Source organism: Methanobrevibacter sp. (assembly GCF_030539665.1).
In the GTDB taxonomy this organism is placed as follows: domain Archaea; phylum Methanobacteriota; class Methanobacteria; order Methanobacteriales; family Methanobacteriaceae; genus Methanocatella.
In genome coordinates this window covers 64,561-82,816 of the sequence record NZ_JAUNXR010000003.1, presented here as the reverse complement: position 1 = coordinate 82,816, position 18,256 = coordinate 64,561, and the positions used below count along the sequence as shown (strand labels likewise).

Annotated in this window: 26 protein-coding genes and 1 tRNA gene; 26 read left to right on the top strand and 1 reads right to left on the bottom strand. The window is 34.5% G+C overall.

Annotated elements, in window-relative coordinates; all coding sequences use genetic code 11:
- From Q4P18_RS04465 to idsA, 25 genes are all read left to right on the top strand, one after another.
- The gene (locus tag Q4P18_RS04465) at positions 1-558 is read left to right on the top strand and encodes an adenylate kinase (RefSeq protein ID WP_303336109.1); all 558 of its coding nucleotides are present in this window, start codon (positions 1-3) and stop codon (positions 556-558) included.
- Positions 559-579: 21 nt separating this feature from the next.
- Positions 580-1,149, top strand: a complete 570-nt coding sequence (locus tag Q4P18_RS04460) for a DUF106 domain-containing protein (RefSeq protein ID WP_303336107.1) — start codon at positions 580-582, stop codon at positions 1,147-1,149.
- A gap of 103 nt (positions 1,150-1,252) precedes the next feature.
- On the top strand, positions 1,253-1,522 hold the full coding sequence (locus tag Q4P18_RS04455) for a 50S ribosomal protein L34e (RefSeq protein WP_303336105.1): 270 nt from the start codon (positions 1,253-1,255) through the stop codon (positions 1,520-1,522).
- Positions 1,519-2,037 (top strand): (d)CMP kinase, encoded by a 519-nt coding sequence (gene cmk / locus Q4P18_RS04450; RefSeq protein ID WP_303336103.1) that lies wholly within the window; start codon positions 1,519-1,521, stop codon positions 2,035-2,037. The genes Q4P18_RS04455 and cmk overlap by 4 nt, the downstream gene beginning before the upstream one ends.
- A 1-nt stretch (position 2,038) precedes the next feature.
- Complete coding sequence (locus Q4P18_RS04445; protein WP_303336101.1) at positions 2,039-2,260, top strand: 50S ribosomal protein L14e; 222 nt, start codon at positions 2,039-2,041, stop codon at positions 2,258-2,260.
- A 60-nt stretch (positions 2,261-2,320) separates the two neighbouring features.
- Positions 2,321-3,286, top strand: a complete 966-nt coding sequence (locus Q4P18_RS04440; RefSeq protein WP_303336099.1) for an RNA-guided pseudouridylation complex pseudouridine synthase subunit Cbf5 — start codon at positions 2,321-2,323, stop codon at positions 3,284-3,286.
- A 114-nt stretch (positions 3,287-3,400) separates the two neighbouring features.
- A tRNA-Ser gene (locus tag Q4P18_RS04435) sits at positions 3,401-3,485 on the top strand.
- Positions 3,486-3,670: 185 nt separating this feature from the next.
- Positions 3,671-4,117: a 30S ribosomal protein S13 gene (locus Q4P18_RS04430; protein WP_303336098.1), complete on the top strand. Its 447-nt coding sequence runs from the start codon at positions 3,671-3,673 to the stop codon at positions 4,115-4,117.
- Positions 4,118-4,172: 55 nt separating this feature from the next.
- Positions 4,173-4,718 carry a 30S ribosomal protein S4 gene (locus Q4P18_RS04425; protein ID WP_303336096.1) on the top strand — a complete coding sequence of 182 codons (546 nt, stop codon included), beginning with the start codon at positions 4,173-4,175 and terminating at the stop codon, positions 4,716-4,718.
- 11 nt (positions 4,719-4,729) lie between these two features.
- Positions 4,730-5,122, top strand: coding sequence for a 30S ribosomal protein S11 (locus tag Q4P18_RS04420; RefSeq protein ID WP_303336094.1), 393 nt, complete (start codon positions 4,730-4,732; stop codon positions 5,120-5,122).
- 19 nt (positions 5,123-5,141) lie between these two features.
- Positions 5,142-5,945: a DNA-directed RNA polymerase subunit D gene (locus Q4P18_RS04415; RefSeq protein WP_303336092.1), complete on the top strand. Its 804-nt coding sequence runs from the start codon at positions 5,142-5,144 to the stop codon at positions 5,943-5,945.
- Between the two features lie 3 nt (positions 5,946-5,948).
- The gene (locus Q4P18_RS04410; RefSeq protein ID WP_303336091.1) at positions 5,949-6,314 is read left to right on the top strand and encodes a 50S ribosomal protein L18e; all 366 of its coding nucleotides are present in this window, start codon (positions 5,949-5,951) and stop codon (positions 6,312-6,314) included.
- A 20-nt stretch (positions 6,315-6,334) separates the two neighbouring features.
- On the top strand, positions 6,335-6,757 hold the full coding sequence (locus Q4P18_RS04405) for a 50S ribosomal protein L13 (RefSeq protein WP_303336089.1): 423 nt from the start codon (positions 6,335-6,337) through the stop codon (positions 6,755-6,757).
- 18 nt (positions 6,758-6,775) lie between these two features.
- Positions 6,776-7,177, top strand: a complete 402-nt coding sequence (locus tag Q4P18_RS04400; RefSeq protein ID WP_303336086.1) for a 30S ribosomal protein S9 — start codon at positions 6,776-6,778, stop codon at positions 7,175-7,177.
- 47 nt (positions 7,178-7,224) lie between these two features.
- Complete coding sequence (locus Q4P18_RS04395) at positions 7,225-7,395, top strand: DNA-directed RNA polymerase subunit N (protein ID WP_303336084.1); 171 nt, start codon at positions 7,225-7,227, stop codon at positions 7,393-7,395.
- A 66-nt stretch (positions 7,396-7,461) separates the two neighbouring features.
- Positions 7,462-7,662 (top strand): DNA-directed RNA polymerase subunit K, encoded by a 201-nt coding sequence (locus Q4P18_RS04390; RefSeq protein WP_303336567.1) that lies wholly within the window; start codon positions 7,462-7,464, stop codon positions 7,660-7,662.
- 145 nt (positions 7,663-7,807) lie between these two features.
- Entirely contained in the window at positions 7,808-9,052 is a 1,245-nt protein-coding gene (eno, locus tag Q4P18_RS04385) for a phosphopyruvate hydratase (RefSeq protein WP_303336082.1), read from the top strand.
- Between the two features lie 16 nt (positions 9,053-9,068).
- Positions 9,069-9,260: a ferredoxin gene (locus Q4P18_RS04380; RefSeq protein WP_303336080.1), complete on the top strand. Its 192-nt coding sequence runs from the start codon at positions 9,069-9,071 to the stop codon at positions 9,258-9,260.
- A 30-nt stretch (positions 9,261-9,290) separates the two neighbouring features.
- Positions 9,291-9,893: a 30S ribosomal protein S2 gene (gene rpsB / locus Q4P18_RS04375; RefSeq protein ID WP_303336078.1), complete on the top strand. Its 603-nt coding sequence runs from the start codon at positions 9,291-9,293 to the stop codon at positions 9,891-9,893.
- An 8-nt stretch (positions 9,894-9,901) separates the two neighbouring features.
- Positions 9,902-10,753 carry an AmmeMemoRadiSam system protein B gene (gene amrB / locus Q4P18_RS04370; protein ID WP_303336076.1) on the top strand — a complete coding sequence of 284 codons (852 nt, stop codon included), beginning with the start codon at positions 9,902-9,904 and terminating at the stop codon, positions 10,751-10,753.
- A 10-nt stretch (positions 10,754-10,763) separates the two neighbouring features.
- A complete protein-coding gene (gene mvk / locus Q4P18_RS04365; protein WP_303336073.1) occupies positions 10,764-11,726 on the top strand; it encodes a mevalonate kinase in 963 nt (320 codons plus the stop codon).
- Positions 11,727-11,730: 4 nt separating this feature from the next.
- Positions 11,731-12,531, top strand: coding sequence for an isopentenyl phosphate kinase (locus Q4P18_RS04360; RefSeq protein WP_303336071.1), 801 nt, complete (start codon positions 11,731-11,733; stop codon positions 12,529-12,531).
- A gap of 4 nt (positions 12,532-12,535) precedes the next feature.
- Positions 12,536-13,597: a type 2 isopentenyl-diphosphate Delta-isomerase gene (gene fni, locus Q4P18_RS04355; protein WP_303336069.1), complete on the top strand. Its 1,062-nt coding sequence runs from the start codon at positions 12,536-12,538 to the stop codon at positions 13,595-13,597.
- Positions 13,587-14,936: an RNase J family beta-CASP ribonuclease gene (locus Q4P18_RS04350; protein ID WP_303336564.1), complete on the top strand. Its 1,350-nt coding sequence runs from the start codon at positions 13,587-13,589 to the stop codon at positions 14,934-14,936. Before fni ends, Q4P18_RS04350 begins: the two co-directional genes overlap by 11 nt.
- Before the next feature lie 24 nt (positions 14,937-14,960).
- On the top strand, positions 14,961-15,956 hold the full coding sequence (gene idsA, locus Q4P18_RS04345; RefSeq protein ID WP_303336067.1) for a short chain isoprenyl diphosphate synthase IdsA: 996 nt from the start codon (positions 14,961-14,963) through the stop codon (positions 15,954-15,956).
- An 18-nt stretch (positions 15,957-15,974) separates the two neighbouring features.
- Here the strand turns inward: idsA and Q4P18_RS04340 are convergent, their stop codons facing one another.
- Positions 15,975-16,757 (bottom strand): TrmB family transcriptional regulator, encoded by a 783-nt coding sequence (locus tag Q4P18_RS04340; protein ID WP_303336065.1) that lies wholly within the window; start codon positions 16,755-16,757, stop codon positions 15,975-15,977.
- Between the two features lie 190 nt (positions 16,758-16,947).
- Here Q4P18_RS04340 and hcp point away from each other — a divergent pair, with 190 nt between their 5' ends.
- Positions 16,948-18,249 carry a hydroxylamine reductase gene (gene hcp / locus Q4P18_RS04335; protein WP_303336063.1) on the top strand — a complete coding sequence of 434 codons (1,302 nt, stop codon included), beginning with the start codon at positions 16,948-16,950 and terminating at the stop codon, positions 18,247-18,249.
- Positions 18,250-18,256 lie beyond the last annotated feature (7 nt).

Genomic DNA, 18,256 nt, shown 5'->3' with positions numbered 1-18,256 from the left:
ATGAAATTAGTAGTATTAACTGGTATTCCAGGATCTGGAAGTACAACATTACTTAACAAAGCACTTGAGGAAGTTGAATATCTTCACTTAAATTATGGAGATATCATGACTGAAATTGCTATTGAAGAAAAACTTGTTGAAAATAGGGATGAATTACGTAAATTACCATCTGAAACTCAAAAAATCATTCAACAAAAAGCTGCTAAAAGAATTAAAGAAAGATCAGAATCAGAGAATGTTATTGTAGATACTCATTGTACTATAAGCACTCCTGATGGATTTTTACCAGGTCTTCCGATTTGGGTTCTTGAAAAATTAAAACCAAGCAATTTTATTTTAGTTGAAGCAAATCCTGATGAAATTATCTACAGAAGATTATCTGATGAAACACGTTCAAGAGATGTTGAAAAAGCTAAAAATATCAAACTTCATCAAGAAATGAATCGTGCTGCAGCTATGGCTTATGCTACTTTAACTGGAGCTACAGTTAAGATTATTGAAAACCATGATAATCATTTGCCGGGAACTGTTGCAAGGCTGGTTGATGTTTTAAAATAAATTTGATGATTAGGCGATAGAATGTTTGACATTATATTTGGAGCACTAAATGCTGTGTTTGATCCTTTAATACAAATGGATCCAACACCACAAAATCCTGTATTGACTGTATTGATAGTTGCATTTATTATTTCTTTAATAAGTACAGTTGCAAATAAATTATTGGTCGATCAGGATGAAATGAATGAAATGCAAAAAAGATCAAAAGAATTCCAGAAAAAATTCAGGGACGCTCAGAAAAGAGGGGACGGTAAGGAGTTAGCTAAACTTCAGGCTGAACAAGCTGAAATGATGAAGAACCAGACCAAAATGATGAGTAATTCCTTCAAACCTATGATTGTTACTATGGTTCCAATTCTTTTGATATTTTGGTGGATGAGAGCATCAGTTATTAGTGGCCTTGTCGTTCAAATGCCTCCATCAGTTTATTATATAACTTTAACTCCAATCTGGCACTTTATAGGACCATTATTCTATGGAGGACATCCTTCAAGCAGTTATGTAATTGGTTGGTTATTATGGTATATGATTTGTACATTCGGTATGAGTCAAATTTTAAGAAAATACTTAGGATTTAAACAAGGATTCTAGAATCCTAATAAAATTTATTAATAATGAATTCAATATAGTATATTATTCTATTTTGAATTCGCTATTACACATTTAAATTATTAATTATATTATAGGTGATTAAATGCCTGCAATGAGATATAGATCAAGATCATACAAAAGAGTTCACAAAAACACTCCTGGTGGAAGGAATGTTTTAAGATACAAAAAGAAAAAACCATCTAAGCATGTATGTGCTGAATGTGGTCAAGTTTTACATGGAGTTCCTCGTGGACGTCCTTATGAAATCAGAAAATTGTCAAAAACCCAAAAAAGACCTAACCGTCCTTATGGTGGATACTTATGTTCCAAATGCGCACGTAAAGTATTCAAAAACGAGGCTAGACAATTATGATTATAACTATCGGTGGGCTTGCTGGAACTGGAACAACTACAGCGGCTAAAGTATTATCAGAAAAATTGGATATTCCTTATTTGTCTACAGGATCAATTTTCCGTCAGATGGCTAAAGAAAGAGGAATGTCTGTTTTAGAATTCGGTGAACTTGCTGAAAATGATACTAGCATCGATATTGAAATTGACAAAAGACAGGCTGAGCTTGCTGAATCTTCAGATAACTTAATTATTGAAGGAAGGCTCTCCGCATATTTCGTAGAGGCTGACTTGAAACTATGGTTAATAACACCATTTGATGTTCGTGCTGCCAGAATTGCAGAAAGAGAAGACAAAACTGTTGATTTAGCTAAAGAAGAAATCATAATACGAGAAGAAAGCGAAGCTGTAAGATATAAAGAAATTCATGATATTGATATATCAAGCATGGATATATATGATTTAGTTATTAATTCAGGAACCTTTTTGCCTGAACAGATAGCTGATATAATTATAAATACATTAAAGGTGATTTAAAATGGCATCAATCGAAGTAGGAAGAGTATGTGTTAAAACTGCTGGAAGAGAAGCAGGAGAAAAATGTGCAATTGTAGAAATTATTGATGAAAATTTTGTTGAAGTTGTTGGTGAAGCTGTAAAAAACAGAAGATGCAATATCAACCATTTAGAACCAACTGCTGAAACCATTGATGTTTCTGGCGATATTGACGCAATCAAAGCTGCTTTAGCTGACTTATAATTGAATAATTTTTATTATTCAACTTTTACTATTTTTTAATTTAATTTTTCTGTGATTTTAATGAAATCTAACTTAGTTGTTAAATCTAATAGTTTTACAAGTCCTGATTTTGGATGCAAACCTGAAGAAAGACCTATCGAGGATTATATCTCAAAAAGTGTTATTAATCTGGATAAGCCATCAGGTCCGACTTCTCATGAAATAGATGCATGGGTTAAAAGAATTTTGCACTGTCAGAAGTCAGGACATGGGGGAACATTGGATCCTAAGGTTACTGGTGTACTTCCAATAGGTATTGATGATGCAACTAGGGCCATTCAACTTTTGTTAACTGCTCCAAAGGAGTATGTTTGCTTAATGAGATTGCATAGTGAAGTAAGTGAAGATAGAATCAGGGAAGTTTTCGAAGAGTTTACAGGTAAGATTTACCAATTGCCTCCTGTTAAATCAGCTGTCAAAAGGGAATTGAGAACCCGTACAATCTATTATGCTACCATTTATGAAATTGATGGAAGGGATGTTCTTTTTAGGATAGGTTGTGAAGCTGGAACTTATGTCAGGACATATTGTCACAATATTGGGGAAGCTTTAGGCGTTGGTGCCCATATGGCGGAACTCAGAAGAACTCAGGTAGGTTCTTTCAATGAAAAAAATCATTTGGTTACTCTTCAGGATGTGACTGATGCATATCACTTCTGGAAGGAGGATGGTGACGAAAGCTTTTTGAGAGAAGCTCTCTTGCCAATGGAGAGGGCTGCAGACTATTTGCCGAAAGTCATCATAAAAGATTCTGCTGTGGATGCGATTTGTCACGGTGCAGATTTGGCAAGCGGAGGAATTTCAAAGCTATCTGATAATATTCAAATCAATGATTTTGTAGCTATCGAAACTTTAAAAGGTGAACTTGTAGCTGCAGGAACCGCATTGTTTACCACTGATGAAATATTGTCAGCAGACTCAGGTTTTGTTGTCAAAACTTCCAAGGTTTTCATGAAACCTGGTATTTATCCAAGATTATGGAAATAATACCAATACATTTAAATAGTTTAACGAGAAAATATTATATTATCATATTAATATGGATTAATATGAAGGCAAAGTATCTTCTTTTTGACGTTACTTAGGCTTTAAGTAATTCATGCCGAGATAGTCTAGCCTGGTAAGGCGCAAGACTGGAAATCTTGTGGGGCCTGTCCCCGCCTGGGTTCAAATCCCAGTCTCGGCGTTTATTAGTTTTTAACGTATTTTTTTATAATTTCTGTATTATAAACTAATTGTTAAACTGATATTTTGCACTCTTAGTTTTTTTTACTAAGTTTATATTGTTGAAAAAACTGTGTTTTATAAAATAAAACATTCGAATCTATATTTTACGTCTCGTAGGTTCGCTCTATAAATGGAGGTTATTTAATGGAAGACGAATTCAAGCATTTAGTGCGTATTTCTAGAAAGGATGTAGATGGAAATAAAACCATTGAACAAGCTTTAACCGAGATTAAAGGTGTCGGTATGTCTTTATCCAAAACTATTTGTCTTACTTTAGATTTAGATTTAAAAAGTCAAATGGGTTATATTTCCGATGAAGATGTATTAAAAATCGAAGAAATTTTAGAAGATCCTCAAAAATTTGATATTCCTGATTGGATGTTAAATCGTAGAGAAGATTATGAAACTGGTGACAACATTCACTTAATCGAATCTGATCTTGACATGACTTTAAGAGATGATTTAAACAGAATGAAAAAGACCAGAAGTTACAAAGGTAGAAGACATGAACGTGGTTTACCTGTTAGAGGTCAAAGAACCAAATCAACTTTCAGACACAGTTCTACCGTTGGTGTAAGTCGTTCTAGATAAACTTATTTTTTGAATATTTTTAATATTTTATATTTATATTGAAGGAGATGTTTCAATGGGACAACCTAGAAAAGCAAGGAAAAAGTATAATACACCACCACATCCTTGGAATGCAGAAAGAATCAAAGAAGAAAACAAATTAATGACTAAATACGGCTTAAAAAATAAAAAAGAAATTTGGAAAGCTGATACTTTAGTTAGAAGATACAGTAGGGAAGCAAGATACTTACTTGGTTTCTCAAAAGATCAAATGCAAGAAGAAAAATTAGAATTATTAGGACATTTGGCTAGAACTGGTGTTTTGCCAGAAGGAGCTGCTCTTGAAGATATTTTAAACTTAACAGTTGAAGACATCTTAAGAAGAAGATTACAAACTGTTGTATACAAAAAAGGTTTAGCTCGTACTCCTAAAGAAGCAAGAATGTTTGTTGTACATGGTCACATAACTTTAAATGGTAAGAAAATCAACTCTCCAAGTTATGTAGTATTAAAAGGTCAAGAAGACGACATTGGCTTTTACAAATCTTCACCTGTTGCTAAACAAATTGAAGAGTACAATAACAACAGAAACAAAGCTAACGTTGAAGAAAATGCAGAATAGAGGGTGTAATTATGGCAAAAAACGAAAAATGGGGTATAGCTAATATTTACTCATCATTTAACAACACTATTATTACCGTAACTGATATTACTGGTGCTGAAACTATTTCACAATGGTCTGGTGGAAAAGTAGTTCGTGCAGACAGACAACAAGCTTCACCGTTTGCTGCTATGGCTGCTGCTAATAGGATTGCTGATGATGCTAAAGAAAAAGGATTTGTTGGATTACATATTAAAGTAAGAGCTCCTGGTGGAAACGGACCTAGAAGTCCTGGACCTGGTGCACAAGCAACTATTCGTGCTTTAGCAAGAGCTGGTATTAAAATAGGTAAGATTGAAGATATCACACCTATTCCTCACGACGGTACCGGAAGACCTGGTGGTAAAAGAGGAAGAAGAGTATAATTTTAAAGAGGTTTAACAAATGGAGATAGAAGTTAAAAGTCAAACTGATGATGAAATTGTTTTCATTATCCGTGATGCAGAAGTACCTTTTGTAAATGCTATTAGGAGAGCCGCAATGGTGGATGTTCCTAAAATAGCTATTGAAAATGTTAACATGCTTAGAAATGATTCAGCTATGTTTAATGAGGTGCTTGCTCACAGATTAGGTTTAACTCCTTTAGTTTCTGATATGGATGCTATTGAAGGAATGCCATTACCAGAAGATGAAGATTACGAGACCTCCCAAGGAGTCATGTTTTCTTTAGTTGAAGAAGGACCTAAAACTGTTTATTCCAAAGATTTAATTTCTTCAGACTCAAAGATTAAACCTGTATATGATACTATTCCTTTGGTAAAACTTAAAGAAGGAGAAAGCCTCAATATCGAAGCTGAAGCTAAAGTTGGTTACGGAAAGGAACATGCAAAATGGATGCCAACTACTGTGTGTACTTACAAGCAATATCCTAAAATAACTTTTAATGAAGACGTTGACATTGACTATGATTGTGCTAACGCTTGTCCTAGAGGAGTTTTAAAATCCGATAGGAGATCAAAGGAGATCAAAATTTTAGATATTGAAAATTGTAGTATGTGTAAAAGCTGTGTAAGGGCTTCACAACAAAACGGCTTAAACTACATTAATGTAGGGTATCATGATAATGATTTTATATTTAGAATAGAAACTGATGGATCAATGCCTCCTAAAGAAGTTTTATTACAAGCATGTGATAAATTAGGTGAAAAAGCAGAAAAATTTATCAGTTTTGCCGAAAATGGAGGGTAAATAATGGTTAAGAAATTAACAAAAACAAATCCTAACCTTATTGAACTTATTAATAAACTTTATGAAAAATCTAATAGTGAAAATGCAGCTATTTGGAAAGATGTTGCTAAAAGACTTTCAAGAGCTAATAGACAAACAGCTGAAGTTAACCTTTCAGATATTGCAAGATTTGCAAGTGCTGATGATACTGTTTTAATTCCTGGTAAAGTATTGTCTAACGGGGATTTAGATAAAAACGTAAATGTTGTTGCATTTAAATTTTCAGCTAAAGCTCAAGAAAAAATTGAAAATGCTGGTGGAGAATGTATCTCTATTGAAGAAATTATGGAAACTAATCCTAAAGGAAGCAACATTATAATTATGGGATAATCTAAAGGATGTGTGTTTTAATGATTATAGATGGAGAAGGACATGTATTAGGAAGATTAGCTAGTGTAATTAGTAAAAGTCTTCTTAACGGCGAAGAAGTAGTAGTTCTCAATGCTGAAAAAATCATGATTACTGGTAACAAAGATTGGGCTTATGCAAAATACAAACAAAGAGTAGATAGAGCAAGTATCTCTAACCCTCGTGACTTAGGTCCTAAATATCCTAGAAGACCAGATGATATATTCAGAAGAACTGTAAGAGGAATGTTACCATTCAAAAAGTCAAAAGGCCGTACCGCTTACAAAGGATTAAAAGCTTTTGTTGGTGTACCTGCTGAATATGCAGATGCTGAAATTGTAAATGTTCCTGAAGCAGAATTAAGAGACCTTAAAAAAGGTATTGAATTAGGAGAAGTTTCTAAACTTTTAGGAGCTAATTTCTAGATTAACGGATGTGTAATTATGGTAAAAGTAGAACATACCAGTGGAAAACGTAAAACAGCTATTGCAAGAGGTACTGTTAAAGAAGGAACTGGTAAAGTTAGAATTAACAGGGTTCCTTTAGAACTTTACTCACCTGAACTTGCACGTTTGAAACTCCAAGAACCATTAACCATTGCAGGAGACCTTGCAAATGAAGTCGATTTCGACATTCATGTTATTGGTGGTGGAGTAATGGGTCAAGCTGAAGCTGCACGTATGGTTATTGCAAAAGGACTTGTCAAATGGTCTCAAGATATGGATTTAAAAGATAAATTCATCCACTACGACAGAACCATGTTAGTAGGAGATCCAAGACGTTCCGAACCTAAAAAATACGGTGGTCCTGGAGCAAGAGCACGTAAACAAAAAAGTTACAGGTAAACCTGTACCTTTTAAAATTAGTTTAAATTTATTAAAAGATGATATAAATGATTCCTATAAGATGCTTAAGTTGCGGAAAACCTGTATCAGCTTACTTCGATGAATACAATCGTAGAATCGAGGCTGGTGAAAAATCAAAAGATATTCTCGATGATTTAGGTTTAAATAGATACTGTTGTAGAAGAATGTTAATTTCTCATGTGGAAACATGGGAATAATGTTATGCAAGTTGTAGGGATAATTTTTTATTTGTAAAATTAATCTTGGTAACGCATGCCTAAAGAATTGGAGTAAAATTTATGACAACAAAAAATTTAACAAGATTTGAAAAAGCTAGACTTCTTGGAGCAAGAGCAATACAAATTTCTATGGGAGCTAAACCTTTAGTCGATACTAAAAAATTAGATTCTTTAGATCCTATTGATATTGCATATGCTGAACTTAAAGAAGATAAGTTACCATTAGATGTAATTAGAATGGAATAAATAGAATTTTTCTATTTTATTTATTCTCATTTATTAATTAAAAAAAATAAAAAATACCATTTTTGAATCTATAAAGAGAATTACTAATTTTTTGTTTAAATATAGGTTAGATGGTAATAAATTAACTAACACAGAGGTGTTTTTTTTGGATAGTATAATAGAGGACGTTCAAGTTCGTAAGATTTTGGACAGTAGAGGAAATCCGACCGTCGAAGTAGACGTAATTACTTGGGGCGGTTTCGGTAGAGCTGCTGCACCTAGTGGGGCAAGTACTGGTTCAAGAGAAGTGGTATCTTTCCCTGAAGGCGGAGTAGATTTAATCATAAGTGAAGTTGAAGATGTTATTGCATCAGAACTTATTGGAATGGATGCAGAAGATCTTGTAACTATTGACGAATTATTGAAAGAAGTGGACGGTACTGAAAACCTTTCAGCTATTGGTGGAAATACTACTGTGGCTGTTTCAATGGCTGCTGCAAAAGCTGCTGCTGCTTCTTACGGTTTACCATTATACAAGTATGTCGGCGGAAACTTCGTAAACGAATTGCCATTCCCTCTTGGAAACATGATGAATGGTGGAGCACATGCAGGTATTAATGCTCCTGATATTCAAGAATTCTTGGTTGTTCCTATTGGAGCAAAAAATATGGTTGAAGCTGTATTTGCTAATGCAGCTATTCATAAAAAGCTAAAAGAATTAATCCAAACCAAAGACTCTAACTTCACCGGTGGAAAAGGAGACGAAGGTGGATGGGTGCCTAACATTACCAATGATGCTGCTTTGGAAATTCAAGCTCAGGCATGTGAAGAAGTCGGTGATGAATTAGGTATTGAAATCAGGCCTGCTTTAGACATGGCTTCCTCTGAATTATGGGATGCAGAGAAAGGCAAATATGTCTATGCTCAAGACGGTGTTGAAAGAGATACTGGAGATCAGATAGAATTTGTTAAAGACATTATTGAAACTTATAACATGTTTTACGTTGAAGATCCTTTCGATGAATCCGATTTCGATGGATTTGCACAATTAACCGCAAAAGTTGGAGATAAATGTTTAATTTGTGGTGATGATTTATTCGTAACCAACAAAGAATTGTTGGCTAAAGGTATTGAAATGAATGCAGCTAATGCAATCATCATTAAACCTAACCAAATCGGTTCTTTATCTGAAACTTATGCAACAGTTAAATTGGCTAAGGAAAACAATGTAGTTCCTGTTGTATCTCACAGATCTGGTGAAACCACTGATGATACCATTGCACACTTGGCAGTAGGTTTAGGTTCACCAATGATTAAAACCGGTGCTATTGGTGGAGAAAGAATAGCTAAATTAAATGAACTTATACGTATTGAAGAAGAACTTCCAAATCCTGAAATGGGTAAATTTTAATTAGGGAGAGATTAAAATGGCTAAAGTTACTGTTGATCAAAGTAAATGTGAAGGAGCAGACTGCGCTGAATGTGCTGACGTTTGCCCTATGGAAGTATTAGTGCTTGAAGGGGACAAAATTGTTGTTCAAAATCCTGAAGACTGCAGCTTATGTGAAGTTTGTATGGATGTTTGTCCTGAAGAGTGTGTAAATGTAGAAGACGATTAAATTTAAAATAAAATTATAATGGTGATATAAATGGCAAATAACGAACTTTTAATTGATTTAGATAATTATTTAGCAGCAGGTTTACATATCGGAACCCAACAAAAAACAAGCGATATGGAAAAATACATATTCAGAGTAAGATCAGACGGTTTATATGTTTTAGACATTCAAAAAACAGATGAAAGAATCAGACAAATCGCAAAACTTTTAGCAAAATATGATCCTGATGACATTTTAGTAGTTGCTACCAGACAATACGGTCAAGCTCCTGTTAAAAAATTCGGAGAAATCACCGGTGCTAAAACCATTCCTGGTAGATTCATTCCTGGAACTTTGACCAACCCAACTTACAACAAGTTCATCGAACCAAAAATCATTGTTGTAACTGACCCAAGATCTGATGCACAAGCTATTCTAGAATCTAAACAAAATGGAATTCCTGTTATTGCTTTATGTGATACTGAAAACTTATTAAGCTTTGTTGACATTGCTATTCCTGTAAACAACAAAGGTAGAAAAGCTATTGCTTTAGTTTACTGGTTACTTGCAAGACAAATTTTAAGAGAAAGAGGAACTATTCCTGAAGATGGAGATTTAGACGTCGAAGCATCTGACTTTGAATTAAAATTCTAAATGATATTATGATAAGAAAACCTGCTGTTAGTGGAACATTTTACTCCGATGATGAGGATGAGCTTAAGCAATCCATTGAGGATTGTTTTTTATCTCCTTTTGGAGTGGGTAAGTTGCCTGAGAATGTTGAAAAATTTGAAGGTGATAACTATCCGATTAATGTCATGGTTCCACATGCAGGATTCATTTATTCAGGCCCTATTGCTTCATATGGCTATTATGAAATAGCTAAGCATGGCATTCCTGATGTTTTTATTATATTGTCCCCAAACCATACTGGATTTGGTAGGGAGATTTCTGTTTTCAATGAAGGAGAATGGAATACTCCTCTTGGAAACGTAAGTGTTGACAAAGAATTTGCAGATACTATTATCTCTTTTTCAGATATTGCATCTGCAGACTTTGAAGCACATGTTAGGGAGCATTCCATAGAGGTTCAGCTCCCATTTTTACAATTTTTTTCTAATGATTTTAAGATAGTCCCAATAACCATGGGCACTCAAACTCTTGTTACAGCTTCAGATCTTGCAACAGCCATTGTCAGCGCAGCTGAAAAACTGGGCAAGTCCTACTGTGTTATTGCAAGCACTGATCTGTCTCATTTTAATACTCAAGAAAGAGCAAATAAGGTTGATGGTTTTGTTTTAGAGGATATTGGTGAAATGAATGAGTTTAAGTTATTGGAAGAAATAATTCAATATAATATTACAATGTGCGGCTATGGTCCTGTTATGAGTGATATCATTATTTCTAAGTTAACTGGGAAAGAACATTGTGAAATTCTTGCTTATGGTACAAGCGGGGATGTTACAGGGGATTTTTCCCAAGTTGTTGGTTATGCTTCAGCTATATTTAAATAAGGTGTTTTAAATGCAAGCTATAGCTTCAGCTCCTGCTAAAACAATATTATTTGGTGAGCATTCGGTGGTTTATAATGAGCCGGCGATTGCAGGTGCAGTTAATAAAAGAGCAGTAGTGAAAATTAGGCCTTCTAAAACTGATAAGTCAGTTTTAAAATCTTATGATTTAAATTTTGAAGCAGAGTTAGATACTGAAAACAAAAAATACACATTAAAAAAAGGAAAACCTGGAATAATTAGATATATTTTGGAATCATTGTTCAGAGTACATGATCACTCACCTATTGAAATGATTCTTTCGTCTGATATTCCAATAGGTTCTGGTTTAGGTTCTTCTGCAGCTGTTACAGTAGCTACATTAGCAGCACTATACAGATACCACCATGTCAGATTCAATAAAAAATCATTAGCACATGATGCTCATATGGTAGAGCAGGCAGTTCAGGGTATTGCAAGTCCATTGGACACTATGGTTTCAACATATGGGGGTCTTGTTTATTTGTCTAGAAATAAAAAGATTGAGAGATTTAAAGTTAATTTTAAAGCTCCAATGGTTGTAGGTTATACAAATAAGCACGGAAATACGGGCAAGATGGTTAAGGATGTAAGGGCTCTCAAAAACAGAAATCCCAAAATAGTTAATACAGTCCTATCTTCAATGGGTCAATTGACAAACTATGCAAAACAGGCAATCTTAAATGAGGACTATGAAAAGATGGGGGAATTGATGAATCTTAATCAAGGGTTCCTTGATTTGTTGGGAGTAAATACTTATGAACTAGCTAGAATGGTTTATAGGGCTCGTGAATGTGGAGCTATAGGATCCAAGATTACTGGTGCTGGTGGTGGAGGAAGTATTATAGCATTGTGTCCTGGAAAGGTTGATAAGGTAGCTAAATGTATTGCAAAGGATGATAATGTTTTAAAAGTTAGATTCACAAAAAAAGGTGTTTCTTCAAGAGTTAGGAAATGATTATATGATAATTTTAAAACTTGGAGGAAGTATTTTAACCAAAAAAGACTCTGATGAAAGCGAAATTGACGATGATAATTTAAAGAGAATTGCTCATGAAATTAAAGAGTCTCTTGAATCATCAAACAGTAAATTAGTTATTGTTCATGGTGCAGGTTCATTTGGACATCCTCCAGCCAAACAGTATAAAATTGGAGAGCCTTTTGAAATTGATGAATATCCAGAAAAGAGAATAGGGTTTTCAAAAACACAAAATGCAGTTAAAAAGCTAAACATGCTTATTTGTGATGCACTTATTGGTGAAAATATTCCTGTGATTGCAGTTCCGGCATCAGCTTTCATGACATCCACCAATAAAAGAATAACAGATGGGAATCTAGATAAATTCAAACAATATATCGAAAAGGGATATGTCCCGGTAATATATGGGGATGTTGTAATTGATGAGGAGCTTGAGATGGCTGTAATCTCAGGAGATCAGATCATACAATATTTAGCCGTTAATTTAAAACCTGACACTGTTATTTTAGGAACTGACGTAGACGGGGTTTACAATAAAAATCCAAAGCTTCATGATGATGCGGAATTCATTGAATTGGTTTCATCCTTAGATGATTTGGACGCTTTTGAACAAACCACCAACGTTGACGTCACTGGCGGAATGGTTGGAAAAATTAAAGAGCTATTGGATTTGGCCGATTTGGGAATAGAATCACAAATAATCAATGCTGATTTGGAAAACAATATTTTCGATGCTTTAGAAAACAATAAAGTTAAGAAAACCGTAATTTCAACTAAAAAGTGATATTATGATTACCGATAGAAAATTAGAACATCTGTTAATCTGTGAAAACTACGATGTTGAATTTAAAGATAAGACCACAGGTTTTGAGGATGTTGAATTAATTCATAAAGCATTGCCTGAAGTCAATAAGAACAATATTGATTTATCAACATCTAAATTTGGCAAGAAATTAGATTCTCCTTTATTCATAACTGCAATTACTGGTGGACACCCATATTCCAAAACTATTAATGAGAAATTGGCAATTGTTGCTGAAGAAAAAAACATTGCATTAGGTGTTGGAAGTCAAAGGGCAGCTATTGAACATCCCGAACTTGCTGATACGTATACTGTTGTTCGTGAAAACGCTCCCGATTGTTTGCTTGTAGGAAATATCGGAGCTCCACAATTGGATTTGGCTAGTGATGCAGTTGAAATGTTGGATGCTGATATTCTGGCAATTCATTTAAATCCATTGCAGGAATCCATACAGCCCGAAGGGGATTTGGATGCTAGGAATTATATTGATTCAATTTCCAAGATTGTTGATTCAATTGACATTCCTGTCATGGTTAAGGAAACAGGTTGTGGAATTTCTGCAGAATGCGCTAAACAGTTAGTTGATGCAGGAGTTAGTTATATTGATGTTGAAGGCGCTGGGGGAACTAGCTGGGCTGCTGTTGAAACTTATCGTTCTGATGATAAATATTATGGAGAATTATTTTGGGATTGGGGAATTCCTACAGCGGTTAGCACTGCTGAGATTGTTTCTAGCGTAGATGTTCCTGTTATATCATCTGGAGGCATCAGGAATGGTCTTGAAGCAGCAAAAGCTATTGCGTTAGGTGCTGATGCTGTTGGTATGGCATTACCGTTTTTAAAATATTCAACCGATATTGACAATATGATTGATTTCATCGATAGATTTGAAGAGTCTTTAAGAATTGCAATGTTTTTAGTAGGTGCAAAGAACATAGAAGAACTTAAAAACTCAAATTTAATCATTAAAGGGAAAACTAGACAATGGTTAAATGACAGAGGATTTGAAACAAGTATTTATTCAAGGAGATGTAATAATGACCGTTGAAGTAATTGCTATTGGCGGATACGAAGAAGTAGGAAGAAACATGACTGCTGTTAAGGTAGGCGAAGATGTAATAATTTTTGACATGGGGATACATCTTGACAGAATCAATGTTCATGAAGATACTGACATTGATAGGATGCACAGTTTGGATTTGATTGAAAGAGGAGTAATTCCAGATGATACTTTGATGAAGGAAGTAGACGGTAAAGTTAAAGGAATTGTTTTCTCTCACGGTCATTTGGATCATATCGGGGCAGTTGCAAAATTGGCACACAGATATGATGCACCGTTAATTGGAAGTCCATATACTGCTGCTTTAGTACAAAAACAAATTAATGGAGAACGTAAATTTAAAGTTAATAATCCTATTAAAACTTTAAATCCTGGTGGAAAAATGAACTTGTCTAAGGACATTACCTTAGAATTTGTTCAAGCTACTCACAGTATACCACAAGCGGTATTTCCTGTTTTACACACACCAGAAGGAATTATTGTTTATGCTCTTGACTTTAAGTTTGACAATCATCAAAAAGTGTCTCCACCACCTGATTACAAAAGACTAAAAGAATTAGGTAGAAAAGGAGTTTTAACTCTCATTGTCGAAAGTACTAACGTTAAAAATACAACTGAAGTTAAAACTTACTCAGAAAGGATTGCGAGAAACATTTTGGAAGACTTGATGAGAGGTCCTCTTCATGAAAAGACAGGTATGATTGTTACAACATTCTCTTCTCATGTTGAAAGGATTCAAGCTATTGCAGATATTGCTAAAAAAAGCCATAGGGAAATCTTGTTCCTTGGAAGATCAATGGAAAGGTTCTGTGGTATGGCTCAAAGTCAGGGAATATTAAAATTACCAAAAAACGCTAGTATTTATGGAAGTCCTAAGGCAGTAAATAAGGCTTTGATGAAGGCTAATGAAGCCCGTGACAAATATTTGCTTGTAACTACCGGCCATCAAGGGGAACCTGATGCTTTACTTCCAAGAATAGCTAGTGGAAAAACTCCTTTCACTGTTAAAAAAGGTGATAACGTTATTATTTCAGCACCTATTATTCCAAATCCAACAAATGCTGCTAATAGGCATATTATGGAACGTAGGTTAAAATCATCAGGTGCTAGAATTTATTCAGAAGCTCATGTTTCTGGACACGCAGGTCGTGAAGACCATAGGGATTTCATTAGAATGTTAAAACCACAACATATTATTCCTGCTCACGGAGATTTATCCATGCTTTCTGCATATGGTGAATTGGCTGAAGAAGAAGGGTATAGGATTGGTAAGAACGTTCATATTTTGAGAAATGCTCAAGCTCAAGTTTTTAATACAGCTAACTAGAATACAATTATCGGAGAGGTTTTTATGAGTGATGTAAAAGAGATATTGGGGTCTTATTCAGACGATATTATCAATGTAATAGTTGAAGGTTTGTCTGATATCACTCCAGAAAGTCTTCAGGAGGCTTCAATTTATTTAACCAAAGCAGGAGGTAAAATGTTAAGGCCTTGCCTTGCTTTAATTTCTGCTGAAGCTATTGGAGGCAAAAAGGAAAGTGCAGTTTATGCTGCAGCTGCAATTGAATTAATACACACTTTCTCACTTATTCATGATGATATCATGGATGAAGATGATATGAGGAGAGGTATGCCTTCTGTTCATAAGGTATGGGGTAATGGTGTAGCTATTTTGGCTGGAGATACTTTATTTTCAAAGGCCTTTGAATTGATTTGCAATTCAGAAAGGGAAAATGTGTCACCTTTGCAGATTACCCAAACTATTGCTACAGTTTCTGATGCTTGTGTAAAGATCTGTGAAGGTCAGGCTGCTGACATTAGCTTTGAAGGCAGATATGATGTAACTGAAGATGAATATCTTGACATGATATTCAAGAAAACAGGTGCATTGATTTGCGCTGCAACAAAAGCAGGGGCTATTACTGGTGGTGCAAGTGAGGATATTGTAGAAATAATGTATGACTATGGAAGATTGATTGGTCTTGCATTCCAAATTCAGGATGATTACCTTGATTTAGTAAGTGATGAAGAATCTCTTGGCAAACCTATTGGTAGTGACATCGTTAAAGGTAAAATGACTTTAATTGTTGTTAATGCTTTAGAGAATGCTAGTGAAGAGGATGGCGAAACATTATTGGAAATTTTGAAAAATCCTAATTCTACTCAGGAAGATGTAGATATAGCTATTGAAATTTTCAATAAATATGGCTCCATTGAATATGCTAGAAATATCGCTCAAGATAATGTGGATGAAGCTAAACAACTATTAGAAATATTACCTGATAGTCCAAGTAAAACTGCATTAGAATTGATTGCTGATTTTGTGCTTGAAAGACATTCCTAAATTAGGTAATTATTTTACCTATTCTTCTTTTTTCATTTTAATTTTTTTAAGCTGCTTTTTGAAGTTTGACTCGTAATTTTTCGCAACGTCCTCATATTGATTCCAAACTCCAATGGTTGAATTAGGCATGATTTCATTCTTGTCTTCATTAATTTTTGTATATGTGTGGAACATCTCTTTTCCATCGATTATCATCATTTTAACTGATGGAATATCTGCTTCGTAGACATTTATTCCTTCTTTTTTAAAGCATTCTATTATATTTGCATCTGAATGCTCATATGGACATTCTGGAGAAATCAGCACATTAATATTCACGGTTTCATTTTTCTTTTTCAGTTCTTTAATGATTATTTCAAGTTCATCTTCAAACAGAAATCCTATCCTCATTGAGATTGTTTCTTTTGAGCGCTTTATTATGTCAATCTCTTTTTGAATGATGTTTGTCACTCCACTTATCTTCCATACCGGAGCAGGCACCTGCTTTATTTCATTTTCATATATGAAGTTCAACTTGCTTGCAAGCTTGTCCAGTTCCGTGTTTAGCTTTTCCTTCTGCTTGTTTATTGTTGTTATCGGAGGTTTTATGTTGTATTTCAACGGTCTTCCGGTTTCTATTTCTATAAATTCTTTTTCTGCCAGGCTCTTTAAAACTTCATATATTTTTGATCTTGGGATTTGGGAGGATTTGCTTACTTCAACTGCAGTGGCTGATATTAGTGACGCCAGGGTTATGTATGCCGTTGCCTCATATGTTGTCAATCCTATCTTTCTTAGTGTTTCAATGTCTTCACTATTCATAATTTTAATTTTATTCTCATGGTTTTTAAATAATATGTCACTTTTCACCCAAATATAGTGACAAAATTATTATATTATATTAAACTATATCTTTTATTATCTTCCATTTTAATGGGATATTACGATAATGTTAAATAGTTTGTTGTTTTATTTAATATTTGTAATTTTTTTTAATAGGAGGAACTTAAATATGGTAGAAAAATTAGATATGTTTTGTTATCAATGTGCTCAAACCGCTAGAGGCGAAGGTTGTACAGTAAGAGGAGTTTGTGGAAAGTTACCTACTGTTGCTAGATTACAAGATAATTTAATCTATGCTATGAAAGGTATTAGTGCTTACAACTACTGTGCAAATGTTTTAGGAGCACGTGACACCGATGTTGACGAATTTTTAACTAAAGGTTTGTATTCCACTTTAACCAATGTTAATTTCGATGCAGAAGACTTGATTAACTTAGGTATTGAAGCTGGTGAAGCTAATATCAAAGTAATGAAATTGCTTAAGGAAGCAAATATTGCAGCATTCGGAGAACCAGAACCTGTAGAAGTTAAAGTAGGTTCCCAAGGCGGTCCAGCTATCATCGTAACAGGTCATGACTTAAAAGCTTTGGAAGAATTATTAAAAGCAACTGAAGGAACTGGAATTAAAGTTTACACTCACAGTGAAATGTTGCCAGCACACGGTTACCCTGGCCTCAACAAATATGAACATTTAGTTGGTGAATTAGGTGGATCCTGGGCTGATCAAAAAGAAACATTCTCAAAATACAATGCAGCTATTTTAGGAACTTCCAACTGTGTACTCATTCCTAAAGACGAATATGCTGACAGAATGTTCACTATGGATGTTGCAAAACTTCCAGGCGTACCTGTAATTGAAGATTACGATTTCCAACCAATCATAGACAAAGCTCTTGAACTTGGTGACATGCCGGAAGAAGAAACCACAACCATTTCCACAGGATTCGGATTAGCAACTATCTTATCCTTAGCTGACAAAATCAAGGAATTAGTTGAATCAGGAAAAATCAAAAGATTCTTTGTTGTCGGTGGATGTGACGGACCAAATCCAAAAAGATCATATTATAGAGAATTCGTAGAAAACTTACCTGAAGACACTGTTGTTCTTACTTTAGCATGTGGTAAATTCAGATTCAACGACTTGGATTTAGGTGATATCGAAGGAATCCCAAGACTTATAGATTTAGGTCAATGTAACGATACCATCGTAGCTATTGATATTGCTGTTGCTTTATGTGACTTATTCGGCGTTGAATTAAACGACTTGCCATTAAGCATCGTATTAAGTTGGATGGAACAAAAAGCAGTATCTATCCTTTGGAGTTTACTTGCATTAAACAAACAAGACATGTACATCGGACCGATTGTACCTGCATGGATCAACGATGAAATGTTAACATTCTTAGTTGACAACTTCAACTTGCATGTCTGCGGAGATGCAAAAGAAGACATCAAAGATATAATGGGTTAAGTTTATA